The sequence below is a fragment of the Enterococcus sp. HMSC076E04 genome, from assembly GCF_001814285.1.
Lineage (GTDB): Bacteria > Bacillota > Bacilli > Lactobacillales > Enterococcaceae > Enterococcus_B > Enterococcus_B lactis.
The window spans coordinates 111955-128241 of sequence record NZ_KV815580.1 but is presented as its reverse complement, the minus strand read 5'-3'; the positions used below and the strand labels follow the sequence as shown (position 1 = coordinate 128241).

17 protein-coding genes and 1 other annotated feature are annotated in these 16287 nt (G+C 37.4%); of the genes, 8 read left to right on the top strand and 9 right to left on the bottom strand.

The features are described from left to right. Positions 1 to 41: 41 nt before the first annotated feature. The gene (locus HMPREF2961_RS04660) at positions 42 to 1328 is read left to right on the top strand and encodes a BglG family transcription antiterminator (RefSeq protein ID WP_002315252.1); all 1287 of its coding nucleotides are present in this window, start codon (positions 42 to 44) and stop codon (positions 1326 to 1328) included. Positions 1329 to 1565: 237 nt separating this feature from the next. Here the strand turns inward: HMPREF2961_RS04660 and HMPREF2961_RS04655 are convergent, their stop codons facing one another. The 4 genes from HMPREF2961_RS04655 to arsC all read right to left on the bottom strand — a co-directional run bounded on the left by HMPREF2961_RS04655 (position 1566) and on the right by arsC (position 5654). Beyond that, positions 1566 to 2399: an energy-coupling factor transporter transmembrane component T family protein gene (locus HMPREF2961_RS04655; protein ID WP_002315251.1), complete on the bottom strand. Its 834-nt coding sequence runs from the start codon at positions 2397 to 2399 to the stop codon at positions 1566 to 1568. Then, the gene (locus HMPREF2961_RS04650; protein ID WP_002315250.1) at positions 2386 to 4074 is read right to left on the bottom strand and encodes an ABC transporter ATP-binding protein; all 1689 of its coding nucleotides are present in this window, start codon (positions 4072 to 4074) and stop codon (positions 2386 to 2388) included. Before HMPREF2961_RS04650 ends, HMPREF2961_RS04655 begins: the two co-directional genes overlap by 14 nt. A 16-nt stretch (positions 4075 to 4090) precedes the next feature. After that, a complete protein-coding gene (locus tag HMPREF2961_RS04645; RefSeq protein ID WP_002315249.1) occupies positions 4091 to 4642 on the bottom strand; it encodes an ECF-type riboflavin transporter substrate-binding protein in 552 nt (183 codons plus the stop codon). Positions 4643 to 4843: 201 nt separating this feature from the next. After that, positions 4844 to 5091, bottom strand: a binding site (T-box leader). A gap of 140 nt (positions 5092 to 5231) precedes the next feature. Beyond that, on the bottom strand, positions 5232 to 5654 hold the full coding sequence (gene arsC, locus HMPREF2961_RS04640; RefSeq protein ID WP_002315248.1) for an arsenate reductase (thioredoxin): 423 nt from the start codon (positions 5652 to 5654) through the stop codon (positions 5232 to 5234). A 391-nt stretch (positions 5655 to 6045) separates the two neighbouring features. Here arsC and HMPREF2961_RS04635 point away from each other — a divergent pair, with 391 nt between their 5' ends. Next, complete coding sequence (locus HMPREF2961_RS04635) at positions 6046 to 7068, top strand: LLM class flavin-dependent oxidoreductase (protein WP_002315247.1); 1023 nt, start codon at positions 6046 to 6048, stop codon at positions 7066 to 7068. Between the two features lie 123 nt (positions 7069 to 7191). On the opposite strand, the gene HMPREF2961_RS04630 is transcribed toward HMPREF2961_RS04635, so the two are convergent. Then, positions 7192 to 7626 (bottom strand): MerR family transcriptional regulator, encoded by a 435-nt coding sequence (locus HMPREF2961_RS04630; RefSeq protein ID WP_024636177.1) that lies wholly within the window; start codon positions 7624 to 7626, stop codon positions 7192 to 7194. Positions 7627 to 7740: 114 nt separating this feature from the next. Here HMPREF2961_RS04630 and HMPREF2961_RS04625 point away from each other — a divergent pair, with 114 nt between their 5' ends. Beyond that, positions 7741 to 8715, top strand: coding sequence for an alpha/beta hydrolase (locus tag HMPREF2961_RS04625; RefSeq protein WP_002315245.1), 975 nt, complete (start codon positions 7741 to 7743; stop codon positions 8713 to 8715). 222 nt (positions 8716 to 8937) lie between these two features. Here the strand turns inward: HMPREF2961_RS04625 and HMPREF2961_RS04620 are convergent, their stop codons facing one another. Next, positions 8938 to 9891 (bottom strand): 1-phosphofructokinase family hexose kinase, encoded by a 954-nt coding sequence (locus HMPREF2961_RS04620; protein WP_002291810.1) that lies wholly within the window; start codon positions 9889 to 9891, stop codon positions 8938 to 8940. Next, entirely contained in the window at positions 9857 to 10648 is a 792-nt protein-coding gene (locus HMPREF2961_RS04615) for a DeoR/GlpR family DNA-binding transcription regulator (RefSeq protein WP_002309656.1), read from the bottom strand. The genes HMPREF2961_RS04620 and HMPREF2961_RS04615 overlap by 35 nt, the downstream gene beginning before the upstream one ends. A gap of 222 nt (positions 10649 to 10870) precedes the next feature. On the opposite strand from HMPREF2961_RS04615, the gene HMPREF2961_RS04610 reads away from it, so the two are divergent. The 5 genes from HMPREF2961_RS04610 to HMPREF2961_RS04590 all read left to right on the top strand — a co-directional run bounded on the left by HMPREF2961_RS04610 (position 10871) and on the right by HMPREF2961_RS04590 (position 14120). After that, the gene (locus HMPREF2961_RS04610; RefSeq protein WP_002291813.1) at positions 10871 to 11329 is read left to right on the top strand and encodes a PTS sugar transporter subunit IIA; all 459 of its coding nucleotides are present in this window, start codon (positions 10871 to 10873) and stop codon (positions 11327 to 11329) included. Positions 11330 to 11340: 11 nt separating this feature from the next. Then, complete coding sequence (locus tag HMPREF2961_RS04605) at positions 11341 to 11640, top strand: PTS sugar transporter subunit IIB (RefSeq protein WP_002315244.1); 300 nt, start codon at positions 11341 to 11343, stop codon at positions 11638 to 11640. A gap of 70 nt (positions 11641 to 11710) precedes the next feature. Next, positions 11711 to 13072, top strand: a complete 1362-nt coding sequence (locus HMPREF2961_RS04600; protein WP_024634718.1) for a PTS galactitol transporter subunit IIC — start codon at positions 11711 to 11713, stop codon at positions 13070 to 13072. Positions 13073 to 13093: 21 nt separating this feature from the next. Further along, positions 13094 to 13354 carry a hypothetical protein gene (locus tag HMPREF2961_RS04595; protein WP_002291816.1) on the top strand — a complete coding sequence of 87 codons (261 nt, stop codon included), beginning with the start codon at positions 13094 to 13096 and terminating at the stop codon, positions 13352 to 13354. A 13-nt stretch (positions 13355 to 13367) separates the two neighbouring features. Continuing rightward, positions 13368 to 14120, top strand: a complete 753-nt coding sequence (locus tag HMPREF2961_RS04590) for a class II aldolase/adducin family protein (protein ID WP_024636178.1) — start codon at positions 13368 to 13370, stop codon at positions 14118 to 14120. A gap of 92 nt (positions 14121 to 14212) precedes the next feature. Here HMPREF2961_RS04590 and HMPREF2961_RS04585 read toward each other — a convergent pair whose 3' ends face one another. Both HMPREF2961_RS04585 and HMPREF2961_RS04580 read right to left on the bottom strand, forming a co-directional pair. Beyond that, positions 14213 to 14818 carry an alpha/beta hydrolase gene (locus HMPREF2961_RS04585; protein WP_002315241.1) on the bottom strand — a complete coding sequence of 202 codons (606 nt, stop codon included), beginning with the start codon at positions 14816 to 14818 and terminating at the stop codon, positions 14213 to 14215. 55 nt (positions 14819 to 14873) lie between these two features. Continuing rightward, entirely contained in the window at positions 14874 to 15848 is a 975-nt protein-coding gene (locus tag HMPREF2961_RS04580) for a ring-cleaving dioxygenase (RefSeq protein ID WP_070704028.1), read from the bottom strand. Positions 15849 to 16287: the final 439 nt, after the last annotated feature.

Sequence of the window (16287 nt, the reverse complement as noted above, 5' to 3'; positions counted from 1 at the left end):
TATAAAATTTGTCAAAAAAACTGTTGCCATTCCAGGCTAGTGTGGAGATTCATATCTATTTTATGCTTGAGCGAATGAAACAGTACCAGAAAGTGAAATTAAGTAAAGACGAAAATGAAGTCGTTGAGCATACCCAAGCACAGCAGTTAAGTAGTCAAATCTTAGCAAAACTAGCCACTATTTACCCAATTGAATTTTCTCCTGATGAAATTAATTATCTGGCTTTGCGTATCGCCAATCTTTTTACAAACTCACAAGCAGCCACACGATTTCAAAAGGAATCTAGTACACTTGCTGATCATTTGATTGTACAAGTGGAGCAGTTTTTAGGTTATTCATTGAAAGAAGATCAGTTACTGAAACAAAACTTAAGGTCTCATTTATCTTCTACCTATTTTCGACTCCATTATGGCTTGCAGATTTCTAATCCATTGACGAAAAGTGTGTTTAGTACGTACACACAACTTTTTTTAGTTTTACAGTTGATTCTAGAAGATTATTTTGAGAAAGAAAATTTTTATGTTCCGCAAGATGAGACAGCTTATTTAACGATCCATTTCCAAGCGGCGATCGAGCGACACAAACATCAGAAAAGTAAAAGATACCAAACAGTTCTAGTCAGTGAATATTCAAAAGCTATGGCTACTTTTCTTGAAGCACGGCTGAACAGAGAACTTCCGGAATTAACGATTATAGATTTAATTGAATATAAGCCAGAACTAGAGAGGGAAGATTTTCCACCTGTTGATTTTATTTTGACTACATTACCGTTTAAATATGAAAATATTCCAGTAATCGAGATTTCACCAATGATCACAGAAACTGATCTGGCCTATTTGACAAAATATATGCTGGAACATGTACCTATCAAGAAGAAAAAAACGTTTGATCTAGCAAGCTTTACTCATCCATTTTTGATCTTTCCTCAGCTTGAATGGACTGACCCAGTAGATATTTTAAATTTTATGGGGAATGTCTTAGTAGAACATCATTATGTGGAGCCGGAATTCGTCGATTCTGTCTTGGAACGAGACCGTCACGCCAGTACTAGAGTGGCACCATTTGTAACGATTCCTCACGGTAATCCGCTGTATGTAAAACATTCGATGATTTCTATTGCAACAATGAAAGAACCAGTCCTATGGCATGGGGAACAGATACGTATCGTACTGCTGTTAGCAATAAAGAGAAAGGATTTGAAACATGCAGAGTTCAAAAAAATTTTTTCTGTTATTCACTATTTAGAAAAGCAGCCAGAACAAATGGCACAGTTGATGCAATCCAATCATCCACTAGAGATTTTAACCTTGTTGTCTAGTTATGAATAAGTAGATATTAAAAAACTGCCTTTATATTTATAATAATTCTATCTATTTATTTGAAGTTGAAAAACTAAATACAAAGGGATTGTAACAAAAGTCTTGTTACAGTTCCTTCTTCCGAATAACGGTGTTCAAAAGCTTGCACCTGCGGTAATAAGTCCAGCCAATTCAAAAACATGAAACGCTGTTTTTGTTTGGCTGGACTTATTACTTGATGCAGAACATCTTTTCCACAACCTCTATTTAATGAAATGGATTATAGAATCGTCCGTCATTTAGGATCACTAATAAAATCCCTATTGAACAAAAAAGGACAACGAGAAATAGTGCAAGATAATCATTCCGTTGCAATGGTTTTGTCGACAGCCATGTCCGTCCTTTTTTCTTTCCAAAACGCCGAAGTTCCATGGCAGAAGAAATCGTCTCAATACGTTCTAAACTAGAAAAAATCAATGGGATCGCAATCGTCAAATTTCCTCGTACCCGTTTCATGAGAGAGGCTTTACCAGAGAGTTCATTTCCTCGTGCTTGCTGGGCTTTGGAAATCGTTCGAAAATCCTCTTGGATATCTGGAATGTAGCGTAGCGCTAAAGAAAAGGCATAAGCAATTTTATAAGAGCCACCGATTCGATGGATACTAGAAGCTAATTCACTTGGATTCGTCGTTAAAATAAAAATCAAACCTGGAGGAATGGTAACGAAATATTTAATCAGTAAATTGAATTCATAAAAAACCTGTTCTTGAGTGAGCGTATATCTACCGATTCCATCAAAGATGACATGGCGAGTACCATAGATAGCTACTCCGTATTCTGGGGCAAATAAATAAACAGTCAATAAATTCAAAATGGAGAAAAAAGCAATGAACTTCAATACAAAAGAGATCTCAGAATAACTAATTCTGGCTATCCGAAAAATGAGAACCGAAAACACAGCAAGGCAAAGCAAAAATCGTGTGTCATAAGAGACCATCCCAATAATCGAAAGTAATAGAAAACAAAAAAGTTTGGTAAAACCGCTGAGTTGATGGATGATTGTTTTTTTCGGTACATAACCGATGAGATTATTCTCTGTCATAAGGGTCCCCCTTATGCTGAATAAAAGCCGAAACGAATCCGCTAGCATCTGTCAGCTGATTGCTTTTTGCCAAATGATACAAACTAGTTTTCCGCAAGCTTGCCGAGGTAACTAAATCGGTTGAAGATAGTACCTTCGAAGGTATTTCATCTGCAATAATTTGTCCTTCTTTCAAAACAATCGTCCGTTCTGTATATTCCAGCATCAAGTGCATATCATGAGTGATCATCAAAATCGTGAGGCCTTGCTGATTCAATTTTTTCAAAAATTTCATCATTTTAGTGTAGTGATAGTAATCTTGTCCAGCTGTCGGTTCATCAAGAATCAGCAATTCTGGTTCGAGTACCAATATAGATGCAACTGCTACCCGTCGTTTTTGTCCATAGCTCAGCGCTGAAATCGGCCAGTTACGAAATTCATACAATCCACATACTTTCAAAGTTTCCAAGACTTTTTCTTGGATGTTTATCGGATCTTCACCGCGATTTTCTAAAGCCAAAGCAACTTCTTCAAAAACTATGTTTTTAGAAAGCATTTGGTTACTGTTTTGCAGTACATAGCCAATTTTGTCTGCGCGCTCTTTGATGCTTTCAGATATGATAGATTGGTCTTTCCACAATAGTTCTCCTTGTTGGAAAGGTTGGAAACCGGTGATGAGATTGGACAATGTGGATTTTCCTGCTCCATTATGTCCGACTAAACTAACCATCTCTCCTTGATGAAGAGTTAAATCGATTCCTTTGATGATTGGTTCCTTACCGAAGTGGAAGGATACATCTTTCAATGTCAATAGCGGCGTTTTCTTTTTAGAAGGAGAACAAAAAGTCCCTTGTTGTTTTGCTAAAGCAGCAGCAATCTTTGGGGAAACCAGTTGATCGACTTGTGTTAAATCTGGGAATTCTGTCAATGAGAGTCCAGAACGTTTTAATGCTGTGATGTATAAGGGTTCACGAATTCCGCACTTCGACAATAAATCACTTTTCAGCAATTCAGTAGGAGCTATATCCGCAATGATCTTTCCCTCATCAATCAAGATGACGCGATCGACTGGTGCAGCTAACACTTCCTCCAAACGATGTTCAATAATGATCGTCGTAAATTGTTGCGATTGATAGAGACGGTCAATCATCTGGATTGCTTCATAGCCTGTCTGTGGATCAAGATTAGCTAATGGTTCATCAAACAAGAGAATAGGTGTTTCATCGATCAAAACACCAGCCATTGCTACCCGCTGCTTTTGTCCGCCAGATAGATCTTGCGGACGTTTGTCTAATTGGGCCAGTAAATTTGTCTTTTTTGCCCAGAAATTGACTGCTTCTTGCATTTCTTTTTGTTCGATCATCTCATTTTCAAGAGAAAAAGCGATATCTTCAGCTACTGTTAATCCGACAAATTGGCTGTCAGTATCTTGTAAAACGGTGCCTACTTCTAATGAAAGATCATAGATAGAAGATTTACTGAAATTTTTACCATTGATCGTTAATTGACCAGTAAAACTTCCTTTTTCATTTTGTGGAATGATGCCATTCAAACATTTTCCCAAAGTTGATTTTCCTGAGCCGCTAGGTCCTATGATCAAAATTTTTTCCCCAGGATGGATAATCAAATCGATATTTTTTAATGTTGCTTCAGCTTGGCTGTCATATTGAAATGTAAAATTACGAAACTCAATCATTTTAGTTCCTCACGTTCTAAGCTTCTTTGTTCAAACTTCCTTTTTTGACTTTTGTCTGTGCATAAGCTTTCAATAAAATAATGCCGATAATTCCTGTCACAATAGCATTTGTGATTCCAGCAACGATTCCTTGCGTGAAGACTTTACTTGGGGCCTCTGCATAAATCAAAATATCTCCCACAGGCGCAATAATCACCCATGTCACTAAATTGGCAATCGTTTCACCCACGAGGAAGAGCGTGATTTCTTTTTTACCAAATATGCCTTCTTCAATTGGGATACGTTTGGTCAGTAAACCAAAAAACACACCTAAAATCCCAGATGCAATGATCCATGACCACCAAGCACCATAAGTAGTTAAATCACCCAGTGCATGGCCAATAAAACCAGCTAATCCTGCAACGACTGGCCCGTAAACTACGCCTAGCAGCGCTAGAAAAGGGTAAGCGGTCGCGATATCCGTATTTGGAACACCTGTTGGAATGGTGACGAAACGTTTTAAGATAAAGAAGACAGCTGCTCCGATACCGATAGCTACAATATGCTTTACTGTAAATTTTTTATTCATTCTATTTTCCCCCAATTGTTTATTTATGAATACGCATTTCCAATTTTTGACCACATTATGTCAAAATTTTGTTGGATGATTCGAAATTTTCCGAAAGTTCACTTCCTTTCGATAGTATCCAAGGTCAAGTAGTGGATGGACTTTATTAGTATCGATAGTCGATTCAAAAGTGGGTACAAAAAAATGCCCTAGCAAAAAATTGCTAAGGGCATAGATATGCGTTACCACCTTTGGTTATAAAATCCTCACAGACTTTACCTCGATCAGTACCCAAAAAAATCATCTTTTGGAAACTGTGCCTTGTTAACGGTAGACATCCGTATTTCCTTAAATATTCGGGAAATCCGCTCAAAAGCCATTTTCAAGTAACAGATACGCATTCCTTTTCACCAAGCAGGAACTCTCTTTGGCGTCTAACATTACTTTACTTTCTTTGTCATCGCGTTTCATTGATTGCTAATAAAATAGCAGAGAAGTATCCATTTGTCAACGGGAGGAACGATTGATCTAGCAAAAAGAAGAGAAGAAGTTTTTGCTAGAGAACAATTCTATTTATCAGTTAATTGTAAAAACATTTTTGAGAATTCCTTTATAAACTTGGAGCATATTGATTTAAGTCAGAAACCTTTGTTTTGATTACTTCTCTGACTTTTCTGAATTCCGCTAATATTTCTTCTTCGCTCCCGACAGCTTGTGCAGGATCTTTTAGGTCCCAGTGAAGGTGTTCGTGATTGTTTGGAACGGCAGGGCACTTGTCTTTGGCATCACCACAAAGTGTAATGATCAAGTCTGCCTGAGCAAAGTAATCTCTATCAATCAAATCAGACGTCTGTTTGGAAATATCGATGCTGTCTTCTGCCATGATTTTTACAGCTCTTGGATTCAAACCATGTGTCTCGATCCCCGCACTTCTGATCTCAAACTTTGAAGGAGGCAGATATTTACGCGCGTAGCCTTCTGCTATTTGACTGCGGCAAGAATTGCCCGTACATAAAAAATAGATTTTTTTCATTTGATTTCCTCCGTTATGGATTAGTAACTGTAATTGTTTATCTAAAGAAAACTCTATATGATGGAGCGAAAAAATAATGGGTTTCTTAGTTTATATATTTCTTGTGGTTTAGCGTATAAATTGATGTGTACAAAGAACTCATCCTGTCTTTTTTACCATAAATACACGTTAGAAACAATCATTTTGAGTCAAAAAACAACGATGGGAAAGACTATTAAAAGAGATTAAGACATGGCAGATGATGAAGGAAGTAGGGGTATAGTCAGCCGATAAATTTCTTGAATATAACGCGAGAACAATTATTCGTCTTTTAAGAAAAAAAGTAGTAGAATCAGTTCATATTAAAAATAAAAAACCTTCCATTTTTGTAGGGTTGGAGGAGGTCATTACCTTGAAAAAAATCGGCTTTTTAAGCTTTGGACATTGGATGGAGCAAGGATCACTCGTGAAAACAGCTCAAGATGCTTATTTGCAATCCATCGATTTAGCAGTGGAAGCAGAAAAAATTGGAGTAGACGGAGCGTTTTTCCGCGTACATCATTTTGCCCCTCAGATTGGGTCGCCGTTTCCTTTGCTAGCGGCAATCGGCGCAAAGACGAGTAAGATCGAAATCGGCACAGGACTTATCGATATGCGCTATGAAAACCCTTATTATATGGCAGAAAATGCCGGATTGACAGATATCATCACACAAGGAAGAGTGCAACTAGGAGTGGGGCGTGGTTCACCTGAACAAGTTCTAGATGGCTGGAAATACTTTGGGTATGATTACAGTGAAGAAGAAATCAAAGAGGTGACACGGGAACGCACCCTTGAATTCTTGGAATTACTTGAAGGAAAACCATTTGCAGAACCAAATCCTCAACCAATGTTCCCACAAGGATCAGGAAAATTACGGATCGAACCTTATTCAGAAGGATTACGACAAAGAATCTGGTGGGGAGCTGGTTCGCAGCAAACGGCAATCTGGGCAGCACAACATGGAATGAATCTGCAATCATCTACATTAGTCAATTACGAATCCCATGAGCCGTTCCATATCCAACAAGCAAACCAATTACGTGCGTATAAAGAAGCGTGGAAGCAAGCAGGTCATGATTTTGAACCAAGAACATTGGTCACTCGCTCGATCCAGCCAATCACCACTGATTTGGATCGACGCTTATTTGGACAAGATGGTAGTCCGCAACAAGATGCTGTCGGCTATCTTGCTTACCACCGAAACCCGACGATTTTTGGGAAAACTTTTGCTGGTGAACCTGATCAATTAATCAAGGAGCTAGCTGAAGATGAAGCAATCAAAGAAGCAGACACAGTACTTGTCACGATTCCTAATACTTTAGGCGTTGAATACAACATGCACTTGCTTGAAACAATCGTAAAAGATATCGCTCCAGAATTAGGATGGCGGTAAAAAGGAATTTCTGTAAGTGCAGGATACTTGAGTGAAAAAATAAACACTTCTAACAATCAGTTAGAGGTGTTTATTCATGTTTTCATGAAGTTCATAGAGAAGAAAAGTGAGTTATCCGTTTGTTCAGTGAGATTGTTCATAAGCTTCTTTTACATGTTGGGGTAAATCATCAGGAATCAGTTTCAATACGGCTTCTTCATTGCCGGTTTTTATTGCTTCTTCATAGTACCAGCTTTTGTAATTTAGCATAGCGAGTACTCTTTCTAATTTTGTTATTTCTTCTTCTACAACTTCTTTTTGCTTTTCAAATAGTTCTTTACGAACCGCAAATGTCTTACTGCCTTCTTTGCTCCATTCCATGAATTGCTTGATGTCTTTTATTTCTAAACCAGATTTTTTCAAACAATCAATGACTCTCAAAGCCTCTAATTCACTCTCTGAAAATTTTCTAATACCGGAAACACGCTGGATATCAGGAAATAACCCCTCTTTGTCGTAATAACGTAAAGTAGAAACAGGCAATCCAAACATTTCAGACACTTGTCCAATGGAATACATAAAAAAATCCTCCTAAATTAAAATTTTATCCTTGACCTAAAGTCAGGTTTAAGTTTTATCATGATAATACATTCAAAAACAAATGTCAATTTTGATCAAAGGAGCGTTTAGAATATGAGTAAAGAATTAAATATCACCCAAGAATGGGACAAAGTATTTCCAAAAAGCGAGCAAGTCAATCATCGAAAGGTGACCTTCCCAAATCGTTTCGGTATCACATTAGTCGCTGATTTATATGAACCAAAAGAAGTAAGTGAAGAGAAATTGCCAGCAATTGCTGTGAGCGGACCATTTGGCGCAGTAAAGGAACAATCGTCTGGTCTATATGCGCAGACGATGGCTGAAAGAGGCTTTTTAACGATTGCATTTGACCCATCGTTTACAGGAGAAAGCGGAGGAGTACCACGATATGTTGCTTCGCCTGATATCAATACGGAAGATTTTCAAGCGGCAGTAGACTTTTTATCTGTACAAAAAAATGTAAACCCTGAGAGAATCGGAATCATCGGTATTTGTGGATGGGGAGGTATGGCATTGAATGCGGCAGCGATCGATACACGGGTCAAAGCAACAGTCGTCTCAACAATGTACGATATGACTCGAGTAACAGCCAATGGCTACTTCGATGCTATGGATGAAGATGCCCGATATAAAATGCGTGAAGAATTAAATGCACAACGTATCATTGATTTCAAACAAGGGGACTACGCACGTGCTGGAGGAGTGGTTGACCCATTGCCTGAAGATGCTCCTCAGTTTGTTAAAGATTACCATGCGTATTATAAAACAGATCGCGGATACCATGTTCGTTCTTTAAATTCTAACGACGGTTGGAATAGGACATCAGGGTTATCACTTATGAATGCGAAACTATTGCATTATATTCCAGAAATCCGTCATGCAGTATTAGTCATTCACGGGGAAAAAGCTCACTCACGTTACTTTGGGGAGGATGCTTTCAATGAGCTGAAAGGCGATAACAAGGAACTCATGATCATTCCAGGAGCTTCCCATACAGATCTATACGACCAGACAGATATCATTCCATTTGAAAAAATGGCAACATTCTTTGAAGAGAACCTTGTGTAACCAAAAGAGGTTGTGAAAAAGCCGCTTCTCATGTTTGTTGAATATTGTGACTTGTGACCGAGGAGTTGGCAGGAGAACACCGTTATTCGAAAAAAAGAACTGTGACACTGTACTGACCCCCAAAAGTTAGATTTTTTGGTCTAACTTTTGGGGGTCGGTACAGTTTTTGTCACAGTCTCTTTGTGTCTCATTTCGTGTAAATAATCATTCACTTTATACTATTTATTTCATTTCTGTGATTTTAATATTTTTTGCTAAATTTTTTACATCAGCTGGGATAACTTTCCCGACTTCTGATTGCTGTGCATTCGACATGCCGCAAGCCATTGCATACCTTATACATTCTTTTAAAGGATAATTCTGTTCTAATGAATGAGCAAAACCTCCAACAGTGGCATCCCCAGAGCCTGTTGTATTCGTGATAGGAATCTTAGGGATTTCAACATTCCAAAATTCTTCTTTTACTTTGACTACTGCACCATACGAGCCGCAAGAAACCATGATGACATCGATATCTTTAAATAGTGGATTTGTTTTTAGATGGTGTTTTATGTCGCTTTTTTGAGTGATTTTTTGATGGATGATATCTGAAAACTCATGGATATTAGGTTTGATGAACATCGGTTTATACTTACTTGCTAAGACTTCACGGAGATGTTGTCCAGATATATCCATTAATATATAGGTGGAAGGATCTATTTGTTCTTTGATATATTGTAATAATTTAGCATACAAAAAGGGATCTTGATTGTTGACAGAACCATTTATTGTAATGACTGAAAGGTAATTATTTTTACTGATTTGTTTGATATCATTCATTAATTTTTTGATAGTAGCATCTGCTATTTTAGGACCAGCTTCCACAAGTTCTGTCTGCGTTTCACCATCATGCATGATGGTGACGGCACCTCTTGATTCTTCTGCAATAGGTAAAAAATGCAAATCAAACAGATTTTCATTTTGCAGCATATCTTGAATCATACCGCCAAAATAACCGCCCAAAAACCCCGTTAAAATAACTGATGAACCTAGTAAAGCAGATGCTCGTCCGCAATTGATTCCCTTGCCGCCTACATAGCGTACCGGAGAAGCAAAGCGTGTCATCGTACCTAATTCAAAGTGTTTTGTAAAATAAATGGAATCAATGGATGGGTTCATCGTGATTGTCAGTATCATTTTTTGGCTCCTTTAATATGGTTAAGTATTTTGAATAATGATGGAAATCTTGTTCTGATAAATGATTATCGGTTATTAGATAATCAAAATCGGTTAATTTTCTAAAAGTATAGACATCTGATTTATTTAATTTTGAATAATCTGCAACAATACATTTGATTTTTGCTGCATTGAGCGCTGCATTTTGAATATTTCCCTCAATAAATTGAGCAGTTGTGACATTGTTTTCAAATATTCCATTTGTTGCAGCGAAAGAGATATCGACATTCAAACTTTCAAAAGATCTTTCTGCAACTTCCCCAATGAACTCTTCTGTAATAGGAGAAAATTCGCCCCCAGTAAGTAAAATCCGATAACTAGTATGATTCTTCAAATAGTTGAAAGCAATCAAACTATTTGTAATTACAAATAGATTTTTCTTTTGAATGAAAGGGAGTGCATACAGGATCGTTGTACCGGCGCCTACATAAATAGTAGAATTATCCGGAATTATACTGTTCATGACTTGGCCAATATATTTTTTTTCGGCTACATTCGTATCAATCTTTTCTTGAGTCGATAGTTCTCGATTATAAGGTTCCTTTCGTTCAACGCCACCATACAGCTTTTTTACTTTATTTTTTTTTGCTAATTCAGTGACATCTCGGCGTATGGTCATTTCTGATACGCCTAATTTGTTAGCGATTTCTGAATTAGTTAAATAAAAATCTTTCTCTAATAACGTAATGATTCGTTCTTGTCTTTCTTTTTTCAACATATGAATTACTCCTTTAACATAAAAGTCAATTTTTGTTCGACTTTGTTCTTCTTAATTATATAGATAAACGATTTTATTTTCAAGTAGATCAAATTTAACAAAATAAATTTCTTTTGAAAGCGTTGACAAAATAAACTGACAGAAATATAATGTTCTTGTAAACAAAGATGAACTTAGTAGAACATAAAATTAACAAACTTAATCAAAAAAGAGGGTGGAGAAATGGAATATAAAGAGATGTTTGTTCCTAGTCTGATTCAATTAGCGGTAGACGTAAAAAATAAAGAAGAAGCTTTTTTAATAGCTGCCCAACGATTAGAAAAAATGGGGTACGTCAATGAAAATTATTTGAATGGACTAATTGCAAGAGAAAGAGAATTTCCTACAGGATTGATTACTAAGTATTTAAATATTGCACTGCCACATTCGGAATGTGAATATGTCGAAAAGCCATTCGTTTTTGTTATGCAGCTGAAGAACCCAATTTATTTTTATCAAATGGGGGATAATCAGGAAATGACTGTAGAAAATCTATTTTTTTTAGGAATCAAAGAACCAAAAGAACAAGTAGGATTACTTCAAGCGTTTATGAATTTATTCATGGATGAAACATTCGTGGAAAATTATAAGAAACAAGAAACACCGCAAAAAATATACGAACTTATTACAAATTATATTTAGGAGGAAGAAAAATGAAGAATCGGTTAATTGTCGCATGTGGAAGTGGCGTAGCAACGAGTCAGACGATCGCGAGTAAGATCCAAAGTATGTTAGAAGATGATGGCATTACATTTCCTGTAGAAGCAGTTGATTACAAATCAATCCAAAATGAGCTTCCTACTGCTGGAATCTATGTGTATGTCGCGCAGCCGGATGATGAAGTACTTGAACAAGCAAAAGAGTTAGGTATTGAAGTATTTCCAGGAATTCCATTTTTAACTGGAATGGGCGTAGAACCTATTTATGACAGTATCAAAGAGTTAATACAGTAAAGGAGGATTGTTGGATAAAAAATTGTCTCCTAGTTTTTCTACTATATTTCAAAAGAAAGAAGGTCTATTTATGGAAGTCTTCCAAACCGTAATCAATTATGTTTTGAATTTAGGATCAGCTATTTTTGTTCCTTTGATTATTTTGATACTTGGATTATTGGCAGGGATGAAATTTAAAAAAGCGTTCATGTCTGCATTGACTTTAGGGATCGCTTTTAGCGGGATGTCTATGGTCATTGGCTATATGTCTAACGCAGTAAGTCCAGCATCAGAAGCATTGGCTAAAAATACGGGAATCAGTTTGCCTGCACTTGATCTTGGGTGGACAGGTGCAGCAAGCATCACATGGTCGTGGAGTTATGCTTTTATATTCTTTGCAGTAACGATTGGGGTCAATTTTGTACTGTTACTTTTTAATTGGACGAAGACGTTAAATGTTGATATGTGGAATGTTTGGGGGAAAGCTTTAACTGCTTATTTAGTTTATTATGTTTCTGGTAGTTTGGCTGCAGGCTTTCTTACAGCAATGGTTCAAGTCATATTGGAATTAAAGCTTGGTGATATGTTTCAGAAGCATATACAAGATCTCACAGGGATTCCATTAGTAACAGTGACTCATTTTATGACATCTGCCGCTGTCTTGTTGCTCCCTTTCAATATGATCATGGATAAAATACCTGCATTGAATAAACGAGCGGATACGAATGCATTGAAGAAGAAAATTGGGATCTTCTCTGAAAATTCTGTAATGGGATTCATTATTGGCTTGGGACTTGGCTTTGCTGCTGCGTACGGTGTTTCAGGTTCTCTTAATCTAGCGATCCAAACAGCTACAGCATTAAGTTTGTTTCCTATGATCTCTAAAATGTTCATGCAATCTTTGTCTCCTTTAGCAGACGCGATGTCAGAATTTATGAAAAAGCGATTTAAGGATCGTGAAGTATATATTGGATTGGACTGGCCGATATTAGCTGGTCGTTCAGAGATTTGGGTTACTGCTATTTTACTTGTTCCTGTGTTTATCGGTTATGCCATTATTTTGCCAGGAAACCAAGTATTACCATTAGCAGGGATCATCAACTATTCGATTGCGGTCGGCGGATTGCTTCTAACAGGAGGAAACTTGGCTCGTATGCTGATCCTGGGAATCCTCACGATGCCTATTTATTTGTACGGTGCCACTTATCTTGCGCCAATACTCAGTGATTTAGCAGAAAAAAGTGGAGCAGTCGAGGGAATCAAGAAAGGACAGTTGATCACATGGTCATCAATAGAAGGGCCGGAGTTCAGGGTTTTATTTGCGGAGGCATTTAATAGAAATATTCTCGCTATTGTAGGATGCGTGATTTTTCTAGGACTGTTTGTTCTACTTTATAAATATATGATAAAAGCGAAAGTCCCGAGCGAACGTTATGCTGAACTACAAAAATAGCATTGAAATGGTGGGAAAGCAATGAAAAGAGAAGAGACAGATAAAATAAAATGGACAGTCGCTCTTTGTGGTACACTTCTGCTATTTCTATATGGACTCTTTACTCAGAATATCATCATCAATCTATTGGTCATTTTTTTCGCGCTAGTGATCTATAAATATGGAAATCACGTTTTATTCAGAGAGTACGATGAAAAAAGAAAACGGAAAATAGAAGAATCAATAAAAATAAAAGAAGCTACCAAAGAAATATTGAGAGAAAAAAGTTTTATAAAAAGATAATGGAGGGGTCATTATGTCAGATGGACGTATGTTATTTGAGAGAGAACGACAGGACATGGCACGTATCGTAAGAGTGATTTTCGAAAGGAAAAACACAAATGTCGCAGGAGGGAATTTTTCCTTTAAAACTACTGATGATCAAGGGAAAGACTACATCATCATGACGCCGACCATGATGTCAGAAGCCTATCTAGGAGAGATTTCTCCTGCACAGGTTCTAGTAGTAGAACCAAGAACGCGTAGAATCGTTGACGGAGTCGGTCATTTAACTCGGGAGATCAATATGCATGAAGCGATGTACGAGACTAATCCAGCTATCAAAGCTGTTCTACATGCTCATGCGCCTAATGCAATGTTCTGGGCGACTACTGGGTTGCCTATGCCTAATTTGACAGAAGCCACAGCTAAAGTAAAAGAGATTCCTGTCATGGACTTTGAGCCTAATTGCTCTGAAGAACTTGCTGAATTGACAAGCGATTACGTAAAAACACATGATTTAGAATTGCCTCATATGTTATTACTCAATTCACATGGTGTATTGATCAACACAGGTGGAGAATCAGGAATCGAAGCCATCCATAAAGCACTGCAAATCCTTGATACAGTCGAATGGAATGCAGAAATCGCTTATAAACAGACGATTTTCCAAGCACTAGGGATTACTGATGGGTTTTATTCGAAAGGTGAGAAAATCGGCAGATTGGAAGATTTGAAACATAAAACGGCTATTTATAATAAATCTGTTATTACAGTTAGCGGAGACTAACCTATCTGACAAAAAAACTACGACTTTCACACACTATGATCCAGATTGATGTCTGCTTCAGGTTGTGTCATGTAAGTCGTAGTTCTTTTCTTTTATTTAGTTAGAAGATGCTCTGACCATTCCCTCGCTTGCTCGATTTCGTCCATCGACAACTGATGACCTGTCACAGTTAGCTGAATCGTCACATTTGCTTGGCGTGTTTCGAATTGATCGGCCAATTCTTTAAAGGAAGCAGGGGAAACGATTGGATCGTTATCACCATAAGAAAGCCAGACGGTTTTATCCTCTAATGTGGAACGGCTTTGATGAACACCTAGAGACATCGGATGGAAAAACAACCCTTTATTTAGCTCGGTCTCACGCTCCAATAATAAATGAGCAGCGATGTTTGCGCCATTTGAATAGCCGACAAGCAGCCAATCGCTTAAAGCTATCTGTTCTTTTTCGCTGATTTCTTTGATTTTTTCATGGAGTTTATCTGCTTCTTTTTCCAAACTGTCCAGGTCGAATTGATTCAATCCATTACGCTTGAAAAAACGATTCATCCCATCTTCTTGGACCGTGCCGCGAAAAGAAAGCAACGTACTGTTTGGTGCAAGAAAGTGAGCGATATCCAGTAAAGAATGTTCGTCGCCACCTGTGCCATGAAGTAAGATCAAATGCTTGCCACTTGTTCCTTTTTCAAAAATATAGGTCATTTTGTTTCCTCTTTTCTGTTTCTATAGATACAAAAAATGAAGTAGCATGAAGAGATTATTCACGTTTTTTATTTGCATCACTTGTATCGAAAGGACGGACATAGGCTTCAATGGCTTCACGACGTTCTTCTATGAATGGAGGAAGAGATAGTTTTTCTCCTGCTGATTCTGCTGGTTCATCTTCAAGGAATCCAGGACCGTCAGTTGCTAGTTCAAACAGTACGTGATGAGCGGCTAGGAAGTACTCAGATTGGAAATAGAAACGATCGACGAAACCAGAATTTGGCAATTCAATCTTATTGATTACTTGAATCCAGTATTCCAATGCTTCTTTGTCTGCTACACGCAATGCTAAGTGATGGATATTTCCAAATCCTTCGATTGCTTTTGGCAAGTCTGTCCGATGTTCAATAATAATGCTTGCACCATTTCCGCCTTCACCGATTTCAAATAAGTAGAAATCTCCTGAATGGTCTGTTTCTTTGAATCCTAAGATTTTTTCAAGAATCAAGCGGATATGCTCTAATTGACTGACACGGACAAAGACAGGTCCAAGTCCTGTGATCGCAAACTCTGTCGGTACATTGCTGTTTTTCCAAGGAATGCCAGCTGCTACACCTTGATTATTTTCGTCAGAGATCAATTGATAATATTGATTATCGAAATCTTCAAATTCGATATATTTTTTGCCGAAACGTTCGTTGATTGCTGAATGAGTAACGTCATATTTTTCAAATCGTTCTAACCAAAAGTCTAATGCAGCGTCACTTGGCACACGGAAAGAAGCACGAGAGATCGTATCTGTTCCTTTTTTTCCTTTTGGCTGATTTGGAAAATCAAAGAAAGTCATATCTGTTCCCGGCGCACCAGTATCATCTGTAAAGTAAAGATGGTAAGTTTCGATGTCATCTTGGTTAACGGTTTTTTTGATTAAGCGCATTCCTAAAATATCTGTAAAAAAGCGGTAGATTTTTGTTGCGCTAGATGTCATTGCTGTGACGTGGTGAATTCCTCTGATTTGTGTATCCATGATAAATTTCCTCCTGTTAACTTACAAAAAGTAAGTAGTTGATTTAGAAATAGTATAGAGGGTGCATCTCTATTTTGCAATTAATTTGTTTTCTAAAGTATCAGGAAGGAATCTAGAATGGAAAAGAGGAGGAACGGATCAATAAAATAAAAAGACTTACGACTAGCTGTATCGATTTCAAAAAAACTAGCTTTAAAAAGCTAACTTTAGAATCATTACGGGTGGTCATAAGTCTTTTTATGATTAGATGGAAACGAGCTTCTGAAAGTACTTGGTAAATGTTATTCAAAAGATTGTATCTGTGACAATCAATCAACTCGAAACTAAGCGGCTTTTCCACAACCTCTGATTCACGGTGTTCAAAAGCCAGTTTCTCGGTAGTAAGTCAAATTTATGCAAAAATGAGGAAAGCCATTTTCACAAAATTTTTCTTACTACT